Origin of the sequence: Pseudoteredinibacter isoporae, from assembly GCF_040372805.1 — a bacterium.
GTDB lineage: Bacteria > Pseudomonadota > Gammaproteobacteria > Pseudomonadales > Cellvibrionaceae > Pseudoteredinibacter > Pseudoteredinibacter isoporae_A.
The window spans coordinates 1-3438 of sequence record NZ_BAABWJ010000019.1; the positions used below are offsets into that span (position 1 = coordinate 1).

The 3438-nt window shown below is 49.6% G+C and carries 2 rRNA genes; both read right to left on the reverse strand.

The features are described 5' to 3' along the window. Positions 1 to 30: 30 nt before the first annotated feature. Positions 31 to 146 (reverse strand): 5S ribosomal RNA (gene rrf / locus ABWW03_RS19825). Positions 147 to 319: 173 nt separating this feature from the next. Beyond that, a 23S ribosomal RNA gene (locus tag ABWW03_RS19830) occupies positions 320 to 3204 on the reverse strand. Between the last annotated feature and the right edge of the window lie 234 nt (positions 3205 to 3438).

Sequence of the window (3438 nt, forward strand, 5' to 3'; positions counted from 1 at the left end):
TGGATATCCAACAGGGGTTTCGGAATAAAAGCTTGACGATGACCTACTCTCACATGGGGAATCCCCACACTACCATCGGCGCTGAGTCGTTTCACTTCTGAGTTCGGGATGGGATCAGGTGGTTCCAACTCGCTATGGTCGTCAAGCAAACTGGTATGAGTTCATGGTTGGTCTTATTAGATATCAGATCTATGCCGCACTCACTCAAATAGGGTGGTGGTCAGTAAAGTTGTTACAAATTAATTGCGATTGTGTATGTCGTCGTCTATCTCGACTCTAGCCATACCTATCCTCAGCCACATTCAGTAGCCTCAGTTATATGGTCAAGCCTCACGGGCAATTAGTACTGGTTAGCTCAACGCCTTACAACGCTTCCACACCCAGCCTATCAACGTCATAGTCTTTAACGGCCCTTTAGGGGAATTAAATTCCCAGGGAAAACTTATCTTGAAGGAGGCTTCCCGCTTAGATGCTTTCAGCGGTTATCCCGTCCGAACGTAGCTACCCGGCAATGCTTCTGGCGAAACAACCGGAACACCAGAGGTTCGTCCACTCCGGTCCTCTCGTACTAGGAGCAGCTCTTCTCAATTTTCCAACGCCCACGGCAGATAGGGACCGAACTGTCTCACGACGTTCTAAACCCAGCTCGCGTACCACTTTAAATGGCGAACAGCCATACCCTTGGGACCGGCTTCAGCCCCAGGATGTGATGAGCCGACATCGAGGTGCCAAACACCGCCGTCGATGTGAACTCTTGGGCGGTATCAGCCTGTTATCCCCGGAGTACCTTTTATCCGTTGAGCGATGGCCCTTCCATACAGAACCACCGGATCACTATGACCTACTTTCGTACCTGATCGACGTGTCAGTCTCTCAGTCAAGCACCCTTATGCCATTGCACTAAACTCATGATTTCCGACCATGATTAGGGTACCTTCGTGCTCCTCCGTTACTCTTTGGGAGGAGACCGCCCCAGTCAAACTACCCACCAGACACTGTCTGCAATCCCGATAAGGGACCTACGTTAGAACCTCAAACATACCAGGCTGGTATTTCAAGATTGGCTCCACTTAATCTAGCGACTAAGTTTCAAAGCCTCCCAGCTATCCTACACAAGTAGGCTCAAAGTTCAGTGTCAAGCTGTAGTAAAGGTTCACGGGGTCTTTCCGTCTAGCCGCGGGAACACAGCATCTTAACTGCGAGTTCAATTTCACTGAGTCTCGGGTGGAGACAGCGTGGCCATCATTACGCCATTCGTGCAGGTCGGAACTTACCCGACAAGGAATTTCGCTACCTTAGGACCGTTATAGTTACGGCCGCCGTTTACCGGGGCTTCGATCAAGAGCTTCGCACAAGTGCTAACCCCATCAATTAACCTTCCGGCACCGGGCAGGCGTCACACCCTATACGTCCACTTACGTGTTTGCAGAGTGCTATGTTTTTAATAAACAGTTGCAGCCACCTGGTCACTTCGGCCACCAACAGCTTACGGAGCAAGTCCGATCACCGTCAGCGGCGTACCTTCTCCCGAAGTTACGGTACCATTTTGCCTAGTTCCTTCACCCGAGTTCTCTCAAGCGCCTTAGTATTCTCTACCTGACCACCTGTGTCGGTTTGGGGTACGATCCCTTATAACCTGAAGCTTAGAAGCTTTTCTTGGAAGCATGGCATCAACTACTTCAACTCATAAATGAGTCTCGTCATCAGCTCTCAGCCTTAAGATCCCGGATTTGCCTAAGATCTCAGCCTACAACCTTAAACGCGGACAACCAACGCCGCGCTAGTTTAGCCTTCTCCGTCCCTCCATCGCAGTTATAAGAGGTACAGGAATATTAACCTGTTTCCCATCGACTACGCCTTTCGGCCTCGCCTTAGGGGTCGACTAACCCTGTCCCGATTAGCGTTGGACAGGAACCCTTGGTCTTCCGGCGGGGGAGTTTTTCACTCCCCTTATCGTTACTCATGTCAGCATTCGCACTTCTGATACGTCCAGCATGCCTCACAGCACACCTTCAGCCGCTTACAGAACGCTCCCCTACCCTGCTCCTAAGAGCAGCCGCAGCTTCGGTTACCAATTTAGCCCCGTTACATCTTCCGCGCAGGCCGACTCGACTAGTGAGCTATTACGCTTTCTTTAAAGGATGGCTGCTTCTAAGCCAACCTCCTAGCTGTCTGGGCCTTCCCACATCGTTTCCCACTTAATTGGTATTAGGGACCTTAGCTGGCGGTCTGGGTTGTTTCCCTTTCCACTATGGACGTTAGCACCCATAGTGTGTCTCCCATGATTGCACTCACTGGTATTCGGAGTTTGCAAAGGGTTGGTAAGTCGGGATGACCCCCTAGCCTTAACAGTGCTCTACCCCCAGTGGTGATACATGAGGCTCTACCTAAATAGATTTCGGGGAGAACCAGCTATCTCCGAGCTTGATTAGCCTTTCACTCCGATCCACAGCTCATCCCCGCATTTTTCAACATACGTGGGTTCGGGCCTCCAGTCAGTGTTACCTAACCTTCACCCTGGCCATGGATAGATCGCTCGGTTTCGGGTCTATTGCCAGCGACTAGACGCCCTATTAAGACTCGGTTTCCCTACGGCTCCCCTAAACGGTTAACCTTGCCACTGACAATAAGTCGCTGACCCATTATACAAAAGGTACGCGGTCACAGAACAAGTCTGCTCCCACTGCTTGTACGCATACGGTTTCAGGTTCTATTTCACTCCCCTCACAGGGGTTCTTTTCGCCTTTCCCTCACGGTACTGGTTCACTATCGGTCAGACAGGAGTATTTAGCCTTGGAGGATGGTCCCCCCATGTTCAGTCAGGATATCACGTGTCCCGACCTACTCGATTTCACAACAAGTGCCTTTTCGTGTACGGGGCTATCACCCTGTATCGCCCAACTTTCCAGAAGGTTCCACTAAAACACAAATTGCTTAAGGGCTAATCCCCGTTCGCTCGCCGCTACTAAGGGAATCTCGGTTGATTTCTTTTCCTCTGGGTACTTAGATGTTTCAGTTCCCCAGGTTCGCCTCACATACCTATGTATTCAGTATGTGATACCTCTAAAAGAGGTGGGTTTCCCCATTCGGAAATGCTAGGATCAAAGCGTGTTTGCCAGCTCCCCTAGCCTTATCGCAGGCTCCTACGTCCTTCATCGCCTCTGTCTGCCAAGGCATCCACCGTATGCGCTTAGTCGCTTGACCATATAACTCAAGCAACTGAATGTGCACGACTTACAAAATTTCGATAAATGTTATTCAGTCCAGACCGAACTAAATAACACTGGATCTCATGATTTGTAAAAACAATAAATTCGCCGGACAGGTATGGTAATTAGTCAGATAGACTTTGTTACATACTCGTCAATTAATTTGCAGTATTACAACTTTACTTTCCACCTTGTTAAAGAACGTCTGATTGTAAAAATCAGAAGTAAA